Annotated in this window: 11 protein-coding genes; 9 read left to right on the top strand and 2 right to left on the bottom strand. The window is 72.7% G+C overall.

Annotated elements, in window-relative coordinates; all coding sequences use genetic code 11:
* Positions 1-85 precede the first annotated feature (85 nt).
* Both ACYQ8Q_RS15960 and ACYQ8Q_RS15955 read right to left on the bottom strand, forming a co-directional pair.
* Positions 86-1,696: an NADH-ubiquinone oxidoreductase-F iron-sulfur binding region domain-containing protein gene (locus ACYQ8Q_RS15960; protein WP_460065536.1), complete on the bottom strand. Its 1,611-nt coding sequence runs from the start codon at positions 1,694-1,696 to the stop codon at positions 86-88.
* Positions 1,693-3,003 (bottom strand): cytochrome b/b6 domain-containing protein, encoded by a 1,311-nt coding sequence (locus ACYQ8Q_RS15955; RefSeq protein ID WP_460065534.1) that lies wholly within the window; start codon positions 3,001-3,003, stop codon positions 1,693-1,695. The genes ACYQ8Q_RS15960 and ACYQ8Q_RS15955 overlap by 4 nt, the downstream gene beginning before the upstream one ends.
* Positions 3,004-3,420: 417 nt before the next feature.
* Here ACYQ8Q_RS15955 and leuS point away from each other — a divergent pair, with 417 nt between their 5' ends.
* The 9 genes from leuS (at position 3,421) to holA (ending at position 15,467) form a co-directional block, all read left to right on the top strand.
* The gene (leuS, locus tag ACYQ8Q_RS15950) at positions 3,421-6,309 is read left to right on the top strand and encodes a leucine--tRNA ligase (protein WP_460065532.1); all 2,889 of its coding nucleotides are present in this window, start codon (positions 3,421-3,423) and stop codon (positions 6,307-6,309) included.
* A gap of 128 nt (positions 6,310-6,437) precedes the next feature.
* Complete coding sequence (locus ACYQ8Q_RS15945) at positions 6,438-7,136, top strand: hypothetical protein (protein ID WP_460065530.1); 699 nt, start codon at positions 6,438-6,440, stop codon at positions 7,134-7,136.
* Between the two features lie 83 nt (positions 7,137-7,219).
* Positions 7,220-8,065: a DegV family protein gene (locus tag ACYQ8Q_RS15940; RefSeq protein ID WP_460065529.1), complete on the top strand. Its 846-nt coding sequence runs from the start codon at positions 7,220-7,222 to the stop codon at positions 8,063-8,065.
* 124 nt (positions 8,066-8,189) lie between these two features.
* Positions 8,190-9,128 carry a helix-hairpin-helix domain-containing protein gene (locus ACYQ8Q_RS15935; RefSeq protein WP_460065528.1) on the top strand — a complete coding sequence of 313 codons (939 nt, stop codon included), beginning with the start codon at positions 8,190-8,192 and terminating at the stop codon, positions 9,126-9,128.
* Positions 9,129-9,628: 500 nt separating this feature from the next.
* The gene (locus ACYQ8Q_RS15930; protein ID WP_460065527.1) at positions 9,629-12,091 is read left to right on the top strand and encodes a ComEC/Rec2 family competence protein; all 2,463 of its coding nucleotides are present in this window, start codon (positions 9,629-9,631) and stop codon (positions 12,089-12,091) included.
* Positions 12,092-12,242: 151 nt separating this feature from the next.
* A complete protein-coding gene (locus tag ACYQ8Q_RS15925) occupies positions 12,243-13,046 on the top strand; it encodes an arylamine N-acetyltransferase family protein (RefSeq protein WP_460073335.1) in 804 nt (267 codons plus the stop codon).
* 87 nt (positions 13,047-13,133) lie between these two features.
* Complete coding sequence (locus ACYQ8Q_RS15920; RefSeq protein ID WP_460065526.1) at positions 13,134-14,015, top strand: YceI family protein; 882 nt, start codon at positions 13,134-13,136, stop codon at positions 14,013-14,015.
* Between the two features lie 42 nt (positions 14,016-14,057).
* Positions 14,058-14,303: a hypothetical protein gene (locus tag ACYQ8Q_RS15915; RefSeq protein WP_460065525.1), complete on the top strand. Its 246-nt coding sequence runs from the start codon at positions 14,058-14,060 to the stop codon at positions 14,301-14,303.
* Between the two features lie 177 nt (positions 14,304-14,480).
* A complete protein-coding gene (holA, locus tag ACYQ8Q_RS15910) occupies positions 14,481-15,467 on the top strand; it encodes a DNA polymerase III subunit delta (protein WP_460065524.1) in 987 nt (328 codons plus the stop codon).
* The last annotated feature ends 46 nt before the right edge of the window (positions 15,468-15,513 follow it).

Here is a 15,513-nt window from a genome sequence, read left to right as displayed (position 1 = left end):
CCGGCGGGATCTTTCTTTGTGTGTCGATGTGGTACGACGCCGAAGGGGCCGCCTGGAAACAGGCGGCCCCTTTCCGTGTGCGGGGTCAGCGGCCGAGCGCGCGCCGGCCGCGGCCCTGGGAGAGCACCGGGAGGTTCTTGGCGGGCGCGGAGCCGCGCGTGTCCTCCTCCAGGCGCAGGGCGAGCGCGGGGCAGCGGCGTACCGCCCGCAGCGCCTTCGCCTCCGCGTACCGCGGCACCTTCGCCTGAGCGACCGTCGGGAAGCCGTCGGCGCCCAACTGGAAGACCTCCGGGAGGATGTCCGCGCACAGACCGTGGCCCCGGCACAGGGTCCAGTCGACGAAGATCTTCTGACGGCTGTCGCCGGTGTCCTGGGAGGCGCCGCCGCTCGTGATGGCCGCCGGGGCCATGCCCTCCTCGAAGAGCGGGAGAACGCCCTCCACCGGCCGTCCGCAGCCGTTTCCGAGCACATGCGCCGCGAGGTCGTCGGTGAACGCCTTGATGGTCGACTCGAGGAACATCGCGGAGCCGTCGGGGTGCGAACACGCCCCACGCCGCTTGACGTTCTTCGCGACCTGCTTGAGGGCCTCCAGCGCGGCCGGGCCGCCGCCGTTGATGATGTCCTCCATGCCGCGTGCGGCGGCGGGCAGACCGAGGTAGCAGGGACCGCACTGTCCCGCGCTCTCGTCCGCCAGCCACTGCGCCACCCGCAGCGACTCGCCCAGCGGGCAGGTCTCCTGGCTGATCGGCAGGATCGCGCCGGCGCCCAGCGCACCGCCCACCGCGTCCAGTGAATTACGGGAGACGACGGCCTCGTTGACCGTCGCGGCGTCGATCCACCGGCCGTGGTAGCCGCCGGTCAGCACACCCTGCGGCACCGGCGGGGCGCCGGCCAGCTGCAGGACGTACCGCAGCGGGACGCCGGTGGGGACCTCGATCACCATGGGGCGGGCGACCGCGCCGGAGACCGTGAGCATGACGGTGCCCGGCTCGTCGTAGAGGCCGGTGTTGCCGTAGCGCTCGGGCCCGATGCGGGCGGCGATGGCGAGCTGGGCGAACGTCTCGGCGTTGGACAGCAGGGTCGGCGCGCCGCCGACGCCGCTCTGCGAGGCACTGGTCTTGCGGCCGGGCGGGATCGCCGGGCCGCCGTCGATGGAGCGGATCAGCGAGGCGGCGGCGCCGGTGACCATACGGATCGGGTTGCGCTGGACGAACGCCTTCAGCGCCGAGCGGCGGCCGGTGCCGAGGCCCCGCTCGGCGAGGGCGGCCTCCATGGAGCGCTCGGTCGACTCCCGGGTGACCCCCACCACGAGCGTGCGGGCACCCAGCGCCTCCGCCACCAGCAGCGCGCCGTCCAGGATGAGGTGCGGGGCACGGTTGATCAGCACCGTGTCCTTGCGGCAGGCCGGTTCGTCCTCGCTGCCGTTGATGACGACGACCGGCCGGACGCCGCGCTTGATGGCCGCGTCGGCGACCGAGCGCAGCTTCTTGTGGAACGGGAAGCCCGCGCCGCCGCGTCCCTTGAGGTTGATGCGTTCGGAGAGCTGCGCGAGCTTCTCCCCGCCCATGGGTTCGAGCGGCCCATGCACCTTCAGGTGCATGGGCAGGTCAAGTCTCTCGACAAGGTCGAAGCCCGACGTGAGCTGCGGAAGGCCGACCACGCGGACTTCTGGGACGTCGGGCAGGGCCTCGTTCACCTATAGCCTCCGGAAGGCGTGTTCCAAGGTTCGCCCGAACCCGGATTGTCCGTGGACGCTCCGGGCGATGGTGCACTGGCGGGACCGCTGTTGTACGTGTCGTTCGAGTTGTACGTGCCGTACTGGGCGTTCGTCTCACCGGTGTTGTACACATCACGTCCGCCGTACCCCGGGTTGCCCGAATTGCCGTAGACCGGGATGTTGAACCCGGTGTCCTGCATCGGGTCGTACGCCGACGGGGGCGCCTCGCCGACCGGCGGCGGGGACGGGATCGGCCAGCTGCCGGAGGTGCTGCCGCCGGTGTCCGTGCGCGGCATCGCGGCGGTGGCCTGCATGTCGGTGGGCATGCTCATGCGCGCGGTCTGGTCGGCCGCTCCCGCGTACGACTGCTGCCCGCCCGGCGTGTTGGCGGAGCGGTAGGCGGCGGCGTACCCGCCCCCGGTGTCGGCGCCGGCCGGCATGCCGAACAGCGACGAGGTCTGCGGGTTGCCGCGGCCGGCGTCCCTGTCCCGGTCCCGGCCTTCGTCCCTGGCCGCCCGGGAGGGCCGCGCGGGACGCTCGTAGTCGCCCTCGGCCATCCGCGCGCGGGACGCCTCCAGGCCCTCCATGGCGTAGCGGTCCTGGGTGCCCATCATCATGGTGATCTTGTCGGCGACCTTGCGCTTGAACTCGCGCGGGGCGGCGCGCAGCAGCAGGGCGGCCATGACGCCGACCAGGCAGAGCTGGTACGAGATCATGAAGAACGGCTTGGCGGCGCGACCCGCGTAGAGCCCGTGGATGAGGGCGGCGCACAGGGCCGGGTAGGCCATCATGTGCATCGCGCGCCAGCGGGCGGCGACCTCGGCCGGGGCGGCGAACTGGTTGCGCAGGGCGCCGGTGATGCCCACGAAGATCATGAGCAGGCCGGCCAGGGAGCCCAGGCCGATCAGGAAGCCGATACCGGTGATGCCTTGGGAGAACGGGATGAGCGCGGCGAGCAGGACGGTGTGCTCCAGCGCGATCTTGACGGTGATGTGCACCAGCAGGAAGGCGATCGAGCCGACGGCGGTCACCCGGTGGATGCCCTGTCCGATGATGCGCTGGCGGGTGTTGAGGATCAGCCGGTCCTGGGCGACCAGACCCCAGATGACCGAACAGGTGAGGCACACCAGCGACAGGACGCCCGCGCCGAAGTTGAGGAAGGACTGGAGCTGGTCCCCGCCGGCGAGCACGACGACGGGTATGAGGACCAGGACGACAGCCGAGGCCACCCCGTAGGCCGATCGGCCGGGCTTGGGGATCGAGCTGTTGTTGAGAAGAGGGTTCATGGGGGCAACTCCGAGCAGTTTCGGGAAAGCGGTCCCGCTGCCGAACTCTAAGCGGCTCCATACCGATGGGTACGAGGTTTGAGTTATTGCGTTGTTATCAAGTGACCATCTGGGCGGGACGATGTCCCTTTAGCTGCTGTTACGCGAAGTAATCCTTGACCTTTGTTCAACTTCGGCCGGGTGTGCCCGGTGTCCGTAGGTCATACGTAAGTCCGTCGCAGCTTGCTCAACCCCTGCGGTACCCTAGCGCCATGCGTGCCGTACGCCTTCTGCTTAGCGGGCCGCGCTGATCAGTCCCGAACGCCGGTGGACCGGACGGTTCGGCATCGGCGCGGCGTCCCCTCCTGTGCGAGGGGATTTTTCGTTTCCGGGAAGTCGCAGCAGTCGGCAGAGACGATCGATGGAGCTTTGAGGATCATGAGCGAGACGAACCCCGCTGCCACCACGGGCATGGCGGCGGATGCCGCGCCACACCGCTACACGGCGGCCATGGCCGCCGACATCGAGGCACGCTGGCAGGACTTCTGGGACGCCGAGGGCACCTACGCCGCGCCCAACCCCAAGGGCGACCTGGCCGGGGACCCCGCGGTCGTCGCCCGCCCCGAGAAGTTCATCATGGACATGTTCCCGTACCCCTCCGGTGCGGGCCTGCACGTCGGCCACCCCCTGGGCTACATCGCGACCGACGTCTTCGCGCGCTTCCAGCGCATGACCGGCCACAACGTCCTGCACACCCTCGGCTTCGACGCCTTCGGCCTGCCCGCCGAGCAGCACGCCGTGCAGACCGGCGAGCACCCCCGGGTCACCACCCAGGCCGCCATCTCCAACATGAAGTCCCAGCTGCGCCGGCTGGGCCTGGGCCACGACAAGCGCCGGTCGTTCGCCACGATCGACCCGGACTACTACAAGTGGACCCAGTGGATCTTCCTGCAGATCTTCAACTCCTGGTACGACGACGAGGCGGCCAAGGCCCGTCCGATCGCCGAGCTGATCGCCCAGTTCGAGTCCGGTGAGCGCGGCGTACCGGGCCACACGCGCGCGTGGAACGAACTGACCGCCACCGAGCGCGCCGACGTCCTGGGCGGCTTCCGGCTGGCCTACGCCTCCGACGCGCCGGTCAACTGGTGCCCCGGCCTGGGCACCGTCCTGGCCAACGAGGAGGTCACCGCCGACGGCCGCTCCGAGCGCGGCAACTTCCCCGTCTTCAAGGCCAAGCTGCGCCAGTGGAACATGCGCATCACCGCCTACGCCGACCGGCTGATCGACGACCTGGACGCACTGGACTGGCCCGAGGCCATCAAGCTGCAGCAGCGCAACTGGATCGGCCGCTCCGAGGGCGCCCGCGTCGACTTCCCCATCGACGGCGAGCACATCACGGTCTTCACCACCCGCCCCGACACCCTGTTCGGTGCGAGCTACATGGTCCTGGCGCCCGAGCACCCGCTGGTCGACAAGTTCGTCCCGGCCGCCTGGCCCGAGGGCACCCACGACGTGTGGACCGGCGGGCACGAGAGCCCCGCCGAGGCCGTCGCCGCCTACCGCGCCCAGGCCGGCTCCAAGTCCGACGTCGAGCGGCAGGCCGAGGCCAAGGACAAGACCGGCGTCTTCACCGGCGCCTACGCGACCAACCCGGTCAACGGCGAGCGGATCCCCGTCTTCATCGCCGACTACGTCCTGATGGGCTACGGCACCGGCGCGATCATGGCCGTCCCGGCCGGCGACCAGCGCGACTTCGAGTTCGCGCGCGCCTTCGAGCTGCCGATCGTCTGCATCGTCGAGCCGACCGACGGCCGCGGCACCGACACCGCCACCTGGGAGACCGCCTTCGGGTCCTACGACGCGAAGATCATCAACTCGTCCAACGACGACATCTCCCTGGACGGCCTGCCCGTCGCCGAGGCCAAGGCCCGCGTCACCGAGTGGCTGGCCCGCAAGGGCATCGGCCAGGGCACCGTCAACTTCCGGCTGCGCGACTGGCTGTTCAGCCGCCAGCGCTACTGGGGCGAGCCCTTCCCGATCGTCTACGACGAGGACGGCATCGCCCACGCCCTGCCCGAGTCGATGCTGCCGCTGGAGCTGCCCGAGGTCGAGGACTACTCGCCCCGCACCTTCGACCCGGACGACGCGGACACCTCCCCGGAGACCCCGCTGTCCCGCAACGAGGACTGGGTCAGCGTCACCCTGGACCTGGGCGACGGCCGCGGACCGCGCGCTTACCGCCGCGAGACCAACACCATGCCCAACTGGGCCGGTTCCTGCTGGTACGAACTGCGCTACCTGGACCCGCACAACAGTGAGCGGCTGGTCGACCCCGAGATCGAGCGCTACTGGATGGGCCCGCGCGAGGGCCGTCCGCACGGCGGTGTCGACCTGTACGTCGGCGGCGCCGAGCACGCCGTGCTGCACCTGCTGTACGCCCGCTTCTGGTCCAAGGTCCTGTTCGACCTGGGGCACGTCTCGTCCGCCGAGCCGTTCCACAGGCTGTTCAACCAGGGCATGATCCAGGCCTACGTCTACCGCGACAGCCGTGGCTTCCCGGTGCCGGCCGCCGAGATCGAGGAGCGCGACGGCGGGTACTTCTACGCGGGCGAGCCGGTCAAGCGCGAGCTGGGCAAGATGGGCAAGTCCCTGAAGAACTCGGTCACCCCGGAGACGATCTGCGCCGAGTACGGCGCCGACACCCTGCGGCTGTACGAGATGGCGATGGGCCCGCTGGACGTCTCCCGCCCGTGGGACACCCGCGCGGTCGTCGGCCAGTACCGGCTGCTGCAGCGCCTGTGGCGCAACATCGTCGACGAGACCACCGGCGAGGTCACCGTCGCCGACGCCGAGCCCGACGAGCCCACCCTGCGCGCGCTGCACAAGGCGGTCGACGGGGTGCGCCAGGACCTGGAAGGCCTGCGCTTCAACACCGCCATCGCCAAGATCACCGAGCTGAACAACCACCTGACCAAGGCCGGCGGGGCGCTGCCGCGCACCGTCGCCGAGGCCCTGGTGCTGCTGATCGCCCCCCTGGCCCCGCACATCGCCGAGGAGCTGTGGCGCAAGCTGGGCCACACCGACTCGGTCGTCCACCAGGACCTGCCGGTCGCCGACCCGGCATACGTCGTGGACGAGAGCGTCACCTGCGTCGTCCAGATCAAGGGCAAGGTCAAGGCCCGTCTGGAGGTCTCCCCGGCCATCTCCGACGAGGAGCTGGAGAAGGTGGCCCTGGCCGACGAGAACGTCGTCAAGGCGCTGGACGGGGCGGGCATCCGCAAGGTGATCGTGCGGGCGCCGAAGCTGGTGAACATCGTTCCGGCGTGAGGTCTTCCCCTAGGGGGCGTGTGCGGGCAGGTTCGGGGTTCTTCCGGAACTCCGGACCAGCCCGTCTCGTTTACCGTTTGTTGGGGGAAGCATTCCGAGAGGGATGCGGGTCGTCGTAGGAGGAGCTCGTGGAAGCAGTGATCGCAGTCGTCGCCCTGCTCTTCGTGCTGCTCACGGTGCTCGGCGTCTACGCGACGGTGAAGGCGGTCGGCGCCGCCAAGCGCGGAGTGGACCGCACCATCGACCAGGCCCGCCGCACGGTCGAGGACCACACCCTGCGGGCCAAGTCCTTCGCCCAGCCGGGACCGGTCGGCGAGATCGCCCAGCTCCGGCTCAAGCTGCGCACCTCGATGCGCGCCACACAGGACGCGCTGCACGCGGGCGTGGCGGAGGACGAGTCCCTCAGGGAGTCCCTCGGCCTGTTCCAGCGGCTCAGCGCCCACGGCCGTGAACTGGACGGCGAGCTCAAGCGGCTGGAGTCCGAGCCCGACCGGGCCAGGCTCGCCGAGCGGCTGCCGTCGCTGCGCGAGCGCACCGAGCGCGTCACGGGCTCGGCGGACTCCCTGCGCTGGGCCGCCCGCGACCGCGCCCGCCGCTTCGCCGAGGACGACCTGGACCACCTCAGCGCCCAGATCGACGTCGAGACCGGAGCCCTGCGGCACTGGACCACCGAGGACATCCCGCAGACCTCGGGGCCGCAGACGCGGTCGCAGACACCGGAGACCCCCGCCGCGCAGGAGCCGGCCCGGCCCGCGATCGATCCGACGGGACCGCGCCCGACCTACCCCTGGCAGAAGAAGCCTCGTCCGGAGACGTCCGGTATGTGATCCCTACCGGATTCGGTCAAGGCCTGTCCAGGCGAGAGGGGCCGGGCTGCCGTCCACGGGCTACGCCAGGTAACCTCCAGCTCATGTCCCGCCATGTCGCGATCGTCACGGATTCAACGGCCTACCTGCCGCAGGGGACGATGGAGCGCCACGGCATCACCGCGGTGCCCCTGACCGTCGTCCTCGGCGGCGAGGCCCTGGAAGAGGGCACCGAGATCTCGACCCGCTCCCTGGCCCAGGCCCTGCAGAAGCGACGTCCCGTCACCACCTCGCGCCCCAGCCCCCAACTCTTCGCCGAGACCTACCGCAGGGCCGCCGAGGCCGGCGCCACCGGCATCGTCTCCCTGCATCTGTCCGCCGAACTCTCCGGCACCTACGACGCGGCGGTGGTCGCGGCACGGGAGGCTCCGGTGCCGGTGCGGGTGGTGGACACCGGCATGGTGGCCATGGCCCTCGGCTTCTGCGCGCTCGCCGCGGCCGAGGCCGCCGAGTCGGGCGGCACCGTGGACGAGGCGGTCGCCGCCGCCGAGAAGCGGGCCGACGGCACCGCCGCCTACTTCTACGTCGACACCCTCGACTATCTGCGCCGCGGCGGCCGGATCGGCGCCGCCCAGGCCCTGTTGGGCTCGGCGCTCGCGGTGAAGCCGCTGCTCCAGCTGGACGCGGGCCGCATCGACCTCCTGGAGAAGGTGCGTACGGCGTCCAAGGCCATCGCCCGCCTGGAGGAGTTGGGCGCCGACCGTGCGGGCAGCGCCCGGGTCGACATCGCCGTGCACCATCTCGCCGCTCCCGAGCGGGCGTCGGCGCTGGCGGACCGGCTGCGGGCGCGGGTGCCCGGTGTGGCGGACCTCCATGTGAGCGAGGTCGGCGCGGTGATCGGGGCGCATACGGGGCCCGGTCTGCTGGGAGTTGTGGTGTCGCCGCGCTAGCGGGAGGCCGGAAGGAGTCCTTCTCCTCACTCGTGCGAGTGGCGGAGTTGTCCACAACTGGGGAGTAATCCCCGGGAATTGGGCAAGATCATCGCGATCCGGCGAAGTGTCCGATCCTCGGGGCATGGCACTTCGATCACGCTCGACCACACGCCCACGCACCCACCATGCCACCAGCGGCCCCGGCCGGCCGCCCGGCTCCGACGGCCGCACCCGGCACGCCTCGGCGGAGGAACTGCGCCGACGGGCGGAGGTGTTGTTCGCGGCGCGGGGCGATGACGGGGAGCGGCATGAGGAGCACGGTGTCGATGAGACCCGGGAAGGACCGCCCCACGAGCCGCAGCCGCCGTCGCTCGACGGGGGCCGTGCGCGCGGCCGGCGGGAGCGGCTCGGGTCGGCTCTGCGGGAGCGGATGCCGGTGTGGGTGCAGACCCGCTGCGGGATGGAACGCGGCAGCGCGCTCGCGCTGACGGCGGTGCTGGTCGTCGTCGTCGGCTTCGCCGTGCAGCACTTCTGGACGGGCGGGGCCGAGCCGGTGCGGCCCCCGGAGGTGGTGCGGGCGGCGGCTCCCTTCGAGGAGAAGAAGGCGGCGGCCGTGGCGTCCCCGCCGGCCGGTACGCCCGGGGCCGAGATCGTGGTGGACGTCAGCGGGAAGGTCCGCGAGCCGGGCATCCATCGTCTTCCGGCCGGTTCCCGGGTCGTCGACGCGCTGAGCGCGGCCGGCGGGGTGCGGCCGGGGACCAGCACCGAGGGCCTCAACCGGGCGCGGTTCCTGGTGGACGGCGAACAGGTCGTCGTCGGCGGACCCGCGCCCCCGGCGGCCGCGGGAGCGCCGGGACCCGCCGGACCCGGGGCGGGGGCCGGGCCTTCGGCGCCCGTCTCCCTCAACACGGCCACCGTCGAGCAACTCGACACCCTCCCGGGCGTCGGCCCCGTGCTGGCCCAGCACATCGTGGACCACCGCACCCGGCACGGCGGCTTCCGTTCGGTCGACGAACTGCGCGAGGTCGACGGCATCGGCGAGCGCCGCTACGCCGACCTGCGCGACCTGGTCCGGCCATGAGGGCAGGCGAGGACCCGGAGGCCTCTCCGTCCGACCGCGCGTGGCCCGACCGCGCATCGGCCGACCAGGTGCGGTCCGATCACGCGCGGCCTGACAGCGCATCGCCCGACCACGCGCGGCTCGACCAGGCACGGCCCGACCGCGCATTGCCCGGCCGGGCACGGCCCGATCACGCGCGGCTCGACCAGGCGCGGTCCGACAGCGCATGGCCCGGCCGGGCACGGTCCGATCACGCACGGCCTGACAGCGCACCGCCCGACCAGGCACGGCCCGACCATGCGCGGTTCGACAGCGCATCGCCCGACCAGGCACGGCCCGACCATGCGCGGTTCGACAGCGCATCGCCCGACCAGGCACGGTCCGACCGCGCATCGCCCGACCGCGCGCGGCTCGACCGTGCACCGTCCGATCAGGCACCGTCCGATCACGCACCGTCCGATCACGCTCCGTTCGACCGCGCACAGTCCGCAGGAGCCCCCGTCACCCGCCCTCGTCGCCGTGTGCACGTCGCCTCCGGGAAGCGGCTGGGTGACGCGCATCCGCGGCAGGAAGGTCCGATCGATCTGCGGCTGGTGCCGCCCGCGTCGGCGGCCTGGGCCACGGCGGCGCTCACCCTGGACGCGCCGCCGGGAATCGTGGTGGGCCTGGTGCTCTGCTGTCTGGCCGGGGCGGTCGCGCTGCTGGCCGCGCGGGGCCCGGGCGGCGGCCGGGCGCGGTTCACCGTGGCCGCCGCGCTGCTCTGCGTCGCCGCGGCGGCGGCCTCGGCCGCGCTGCACGGGGCCGATCTGCGGCGGGGGCCGGTGCCGGGGCTGGCGGGGCGGTACCCGATGGTGACCGCCGAGGTCGAGCTGACCTCCGATCCACGGCTCACCCGGCCCCGGGTCAGCGGGGACCACGCGATCCCGGACTCCGTGCTGATCGACGCGGAGGTCCGCAGGGTCGAGGGGTCGGAAGGGGAGGTGGTCGCGACACGGACACCGGTGCTGGTGCTGGTGGACGTCCGGGCGGCCGGGCGGGCGGCGGCCGGGAAGTCCCCGTGGCTGCGACTGCTCCCGTCCACGCGGGTGCGCGTCAGGGGGCGACTGGCTCCGCCGCTGACAGGAGGGGACCGGATCGCGGCGGTGCTGCGGGTGCGAAGCCCTCGCATGCCGCAGGTCGTGCGGGAGCCGTCGGCGGTCCAGCGGACGGCCGGCCGACTGCGGGCGGGCCTGCGCGAGGCCACCGACGGACTGCCGGCGGACGCCCGGGCACTGCTGCCCGGGCTGGTCGTCGGGGACACCTCGCGGATCACGCCCGAACTGGACGAGGCCTTCAAGGAGACCGACCTCGCCCATACGCTCGCCGTGTCCGGCAGCAACCTCACGATCGTCCTCGCCCTGCTCCTGGGCCCGCCCGGACTGGCCCAGCGGGTCGAACGCCGCGGCCTGGCGCCCCGTCTCGGCATCCCCCTGCGGGCCACCGCGCTGCTCGGCGGAGCGCTCACCCTCGCCTTCGTCGTGGTGTGCCGGCCCGATCCGAGTGTGCTGCGGGCCGCGGCCTGCGGAGCGGTCATGCTGCTCGCCCTCGTCACCGGTCGCCGCAGATCCCTCGTCCCGGCGCTGGCGACGGCGGTCCTGCTGCTGGTGCTCTACGACCCGTGGCTGGCCCGGAGTTACGGCTTCCTGCTGTCGGTGCTCGCCACGGGCGCGCTGCTGACGCTGGCGCCGCGCTGGAGTGCCGCGTTGCGCGGGCACGGGGTGCCGCCGCGGCTCGCCGAGGCGCTGGCGGCGGCGGGGGCGGCGCAGGCCCTGTGCGCACCGGTCGTCGCCGTGCTGTCGGCGCGGGTCAGCCTGGTGGCGGTGCCGTGCAACCTGCTCGTGGAGTTCGCGGTGGCGCCCGCGACCGTCCTGGGCTTCGCCGCGCTGGCGACGGCACCGGTGGCGATGCCGGTGGCCGAGGCGCTGGCCCGGTGCGCGAGTTGGCCGGCCGGCTGGATCGCGTGGATCGCGCGGGCCGGGGCGGCGCTGCCCGGCGGGGGAGTGGACTGGCCCGGCAGCTGGGCCGGGGCGCTGCTGCTCGCCCTCGTCACGGCGGCGGTGCTGCTGCTCGGCAGCCGGCTGCCGGGCCGGCCGTGGCTGTGCGCGGTCTGCGGGATGGTCTTCCTGCTGGCCGTGGTGCGGCCGCCGCCGCTCACCCGGGTGCTCACGGGCTGGCCGCCGCCGGGCTGGCGGCTGGCGATGTGCGACGTGGGACAGGGCGACGCGACGGTCCTGGCGGCGGGCGAGGGCACGGGAGTGGTGGTGGACGCCGGGCCGGACCCGGAGCCCGTCGACCGGTGTCTGCGCACGCTCGGCATCACCAGGGTGCCGCTCGTGGTGCTCACCCACTTCCACGCCGATCACGTGGCCGGACTGCCCGGGGTGCTGCGGGGACGGGAGGTGGGCGCGATCGGGACGACGGGGTTCGAGGAGCCCCCGGACCAGGTGGAGTTCGTCCGGAACGAGGCGCGGGCACGGCACGTGCCGGTGCTGCGGGCCGTGGCGGGGGAGCGGCGGCGGGCCGGGCCGCTCGACTGGGAGGTGCTGTGGCCGCCCCCGCCTCCGGCGCGGGAGCCGGACGGGCCGAACGACGCGAGCGTGACCCTGCTCGTGCGGTCGGGCGGGCTGCGGATGCTGCTGCTCGGCGATCTCGAACCACCGGCCCAGCGGGCGCTGTTGCGGTCACCGGCGGGCGGGTCGCTGCGACGGGTGGATGTGCTCAAGGTGGCCCATCACGGCTCGGCCTACCAGGATCCTGACCTCATACGGGCGGTGGCGCCGAGGCTGGCGCTGATCTCCGCGGGGGCGGGGAACCCGTACGGACATCCGGCCCCCGGTACGGTCGCGGCGCTGGAGGCGGGAGGAGCCATGGTGCTGCGGACGGACCGGGACGGGGCGCTGGCGGTCGCCGGCATGGCCGGGGCGCTGCGGGTGGCGCGAGACTGAGGCCATGGATCCCACACACCAGGACGCGAGCCCGGACGCGAGCCCGGATGCCCGCTCAGACGCGCCCTTGGACGCCCGCTCGGACGCCCCTTTGGGCGCTCATGTGGACGACGGCCCGGACGCCCGTCCGGACGCCCGTCCGGACGTCCGCCTGGACGACCGCCTCGTCCACGCCTATCTGCGCCGCCTCGGGGTCGCGCGCCCGCCCCGTCCCACGGCCGCCGCCCTGAGCGACCTCCATCTGAGGCATCTGCGGACCGTGCCCTTCGAGAACCTCTCGGTCCAGCTCGGTGAGCGGATCGTGCTGGAGGAGAGGCGGCTGGTCGAGAAGGTGGTGGAGGAGCGCAGGGGAGGGTTCTGTTACGAGCTGAACGGGGCGTTCGGGGCGCTGCTGGCGGCGCTCGGGTTCGAGGTGACCTTCCTGGCGGCGCGGGTGTTCGGGGCGCCGGGGCGGCTCGGGATCCCGTACGACCACATGGCGCTCCGGGTGGGCACGCTGGACGGCGGGGCATGGCTGGCCGACGTGGGGTTCGGGGCGCACAGCCACCACCCGCTCCGCTGGGCGTACCGGGGTGAGCAGAAGGACCCTGGTGGGGTGTTCCGGATCGTCGGGGCGCAGGCGGGTGATCTGGACGTCGTACGGGACGGCTCGCCGCAGTACCGGCTGGAGGCCAGGCCGAGGGTGCTCGCGGACTTCGTGGCCGGGGCCTGGTGGCACAGCACCTCGCCGGAGTCGCACTTCACGCGGTCGCTGGTCTGTTCGCGGGTGACGGAGGACGGGGGGCGGATCACGCTCAGCGGGCGGCGGTTGAAGGCGACCGGGCCCGAAGGGGAGAGCGAGGAGACGGAGTTGGCGACGGACGAGGAGGTGCTCGGGGCGTACCGGGAGCGGTTCGGGATCGTGCTGGAGCAGGTGCCGGAGGTGAGGGTGGCGGAAGTGGGCCCGCGGGCGTAATTGGGATCGTGTTGCCTCGAAAGCCGCATCGGTGATCGAATGGGTCTTCGGCAAGGTGTGGAGTCAAGTCGCGCAGGGGTGGCGTTGATGTTCGGCCGCTGGATGGGAAATCGCACGAACCGGGTGCAACGGACGAGTCCCCTCGCGGCGGTCCCGACCCCGGAGAACGCCGGGGTGCTGAGCTGCCGGGTGCTGGATCCGGTCAACGAGCCGGTGCGGGGCGCGGAGTTCGCGGTGAGCGACGCCATGGGGCGCAAGGTCGTCAGCGGCGGGACGGATCCGTTCGGGACGTTCGTGACGACGGTGCCGGCCGGTGAGTACCGGCTCGCGGTGTCCGCCGAGGGGTTCACCCCGTACCGGGCGACCGCGACGGTCGGGGAGAACGCCCTGGCCTCGCTCGGCGATGTGACCCTTCAGCTGGCGCGGCCGCCGGAGCTGCCGGCGCCGGGGGACTGGGACATCGAGCCGACGCATTCCTCGATCGGGTTCACCGCGCGGCACATCGGGCTCGCCCGGATCCATGGACGGTTCAACTCCTTCGCGGGGGTGGTGCGGATCGCGGAGCGGATGGAGCAGTCGGCGATGCACGTCGTCATCGACGCGGGGTCGATCGACACCAACGTCCGGATGCGGGACGAGCATCTGCGGTCGGCGGACTTCCTGGACGTGGAGCGGTATCCGACGCTGGAGTTCTACGGCGAACGGTTCACGCACAAGGGCGGGAGCCGGTGGGCCGTGACGGGGGCGCTGTCGCTGCACGGCGTGACCCGGACGGTGACCCTGGACACGGAGTACCTCGGGCTCGGCAACGGGATGGGCGGCGAGACGCGGGCGGCCTGCCGGGCGTGGACCGAACTGCACCGGGACGACTTCACCGTGAGCTGGCAGACGATGCTGGCGCGCGGGATCGCGGTGGTCGGGCCCAGCATCCGGGTCGAGCTGGACGTGCAGATCGTGCCGAAGGGCTGAGGCGCGGGCGGGGGCATGCCGCGGGTGCCGGAAAATGGCTCCGTGAGCGATGTGAGACATGTGCTGGTGCTGCCCGACCGCGATGCGGCGGAGGAGGTGGCTCAGGCCCTCGTGGAGCGGTTCGGGGTGCGCGAGGAGCCGTTGCTCGTCCGGGACGCGCTGGCGGGGGAGGACGACGCCGAGGACGCGCAGTGGCTGGTCGTGCTCCGCGACGAGGAGGGCCGGTTCGAGGCCGCGGAGCTGGACGAGTTCGCGGGCGAGTGGGAGGGCTGGCGGGAGGAGCCGTAGGCCTGTGCGGGCGGGGTTCGCCAGGAAGCGCAGGCTACGTCACGCCCCCAGGGGCGCGGGGCTGTATCGATATGCGGCTCCGCCGCTTGGGCGCGACCAGCCCCTACGCACCCGCAACCGCACCCGCACCCGCACGACGGCCCGGCACTGTCAGTGCGCCATGCGATCCTGTACCCGATGGCCAGGAACGCTGCGAATGACGATGTCCTCGCCCCGGTGACGCTCGCCGTCGGCCAGGAGGACCTTCTGCTCGACCGTGCCGTGCAGGAGGTGGTGGCCGCCGCCCGCGCCTCCGACGCCGACACGGACGTCCGGGACCTGACCCCCGACCAGTTGCAGCCCGGCACCCTCGCCGAGCTGACCAGCCCCTCGCTCTTCGCGGAGCGCAAGGTCGTGGTCGTACGCAACGCGCAGGATCTGTCGGCCGACACCGTCAAGGACGTGAAGGCCTATCTCTCGGCGCCCGCCGAGGAGATCACGCTGGTGCTGCTGCACGCCGGCGGAGTCAAGGGCAAGGCGCTGCTGGACGCCGCCCGCAAGGCCGGGGCGCGGGAGATCGCCTGTCCGAAGATGACCAAGCCGGCCGACCGGCTGGCCTTCGTGCGGCAGGAGTTCCGCGCCACCGGACGGTCCGCGACGCCCGAGGCGTGCCAGGCGCTCGTCGACGCCATCGGCAGTGATCTGCGGGAGCTGGCCTCGGCGGTGACGCAGTTGGTCGCCGACGTCGAGGGGACGATCGACGAAGCCGTCGTGGGGCGGTACTACACGGGGCGGGCCGAGGCGTCGAGCTTCACCGTCGCCGACCGGGCGGTGGAGGGTCGGGCCGCGGAGGCCCTGGAGGCGCTGCGCTGGTCGCTGGCCACCGGCGTCGCGCCCGTGATGATCACCAGCGCGCTGGCGCAGGGCGTGCGGGCCATCGGCAAGCTGTCCTCGGCGCGCGGCGGCCGTCCCGCCGATCTCGCGCGGGAGCTCGGCATGCCGCCGTGGAAGATCGACCGCGTGCGCCAGCAGATGAGGGGCTGGACCCCGGACGGGGTGGCCGTGGCGCTGCGGGCGGTGGCCGAGGCGGACGCCGGGGTGAAGGGCGGCGGGGACGACCCGGAGTATGCGCTGGAGAAGGCGGTCGTCGCCATCGCGCGGGCCGCCCGCTCCAGAGGACGGTAGGGACTCGCCAGAGGAGAATCGTGTGTATCGGCCCCTATCGGCCCCT

Source organism: Streptomyces sp. YKOK-I1 (assembly GCF_054660435.1).
The sequence above is the reverse complement of the archived record's forward strand: the minus strand, read 5'-3'. Positions and strand labels throughout refer to the sequence as shown.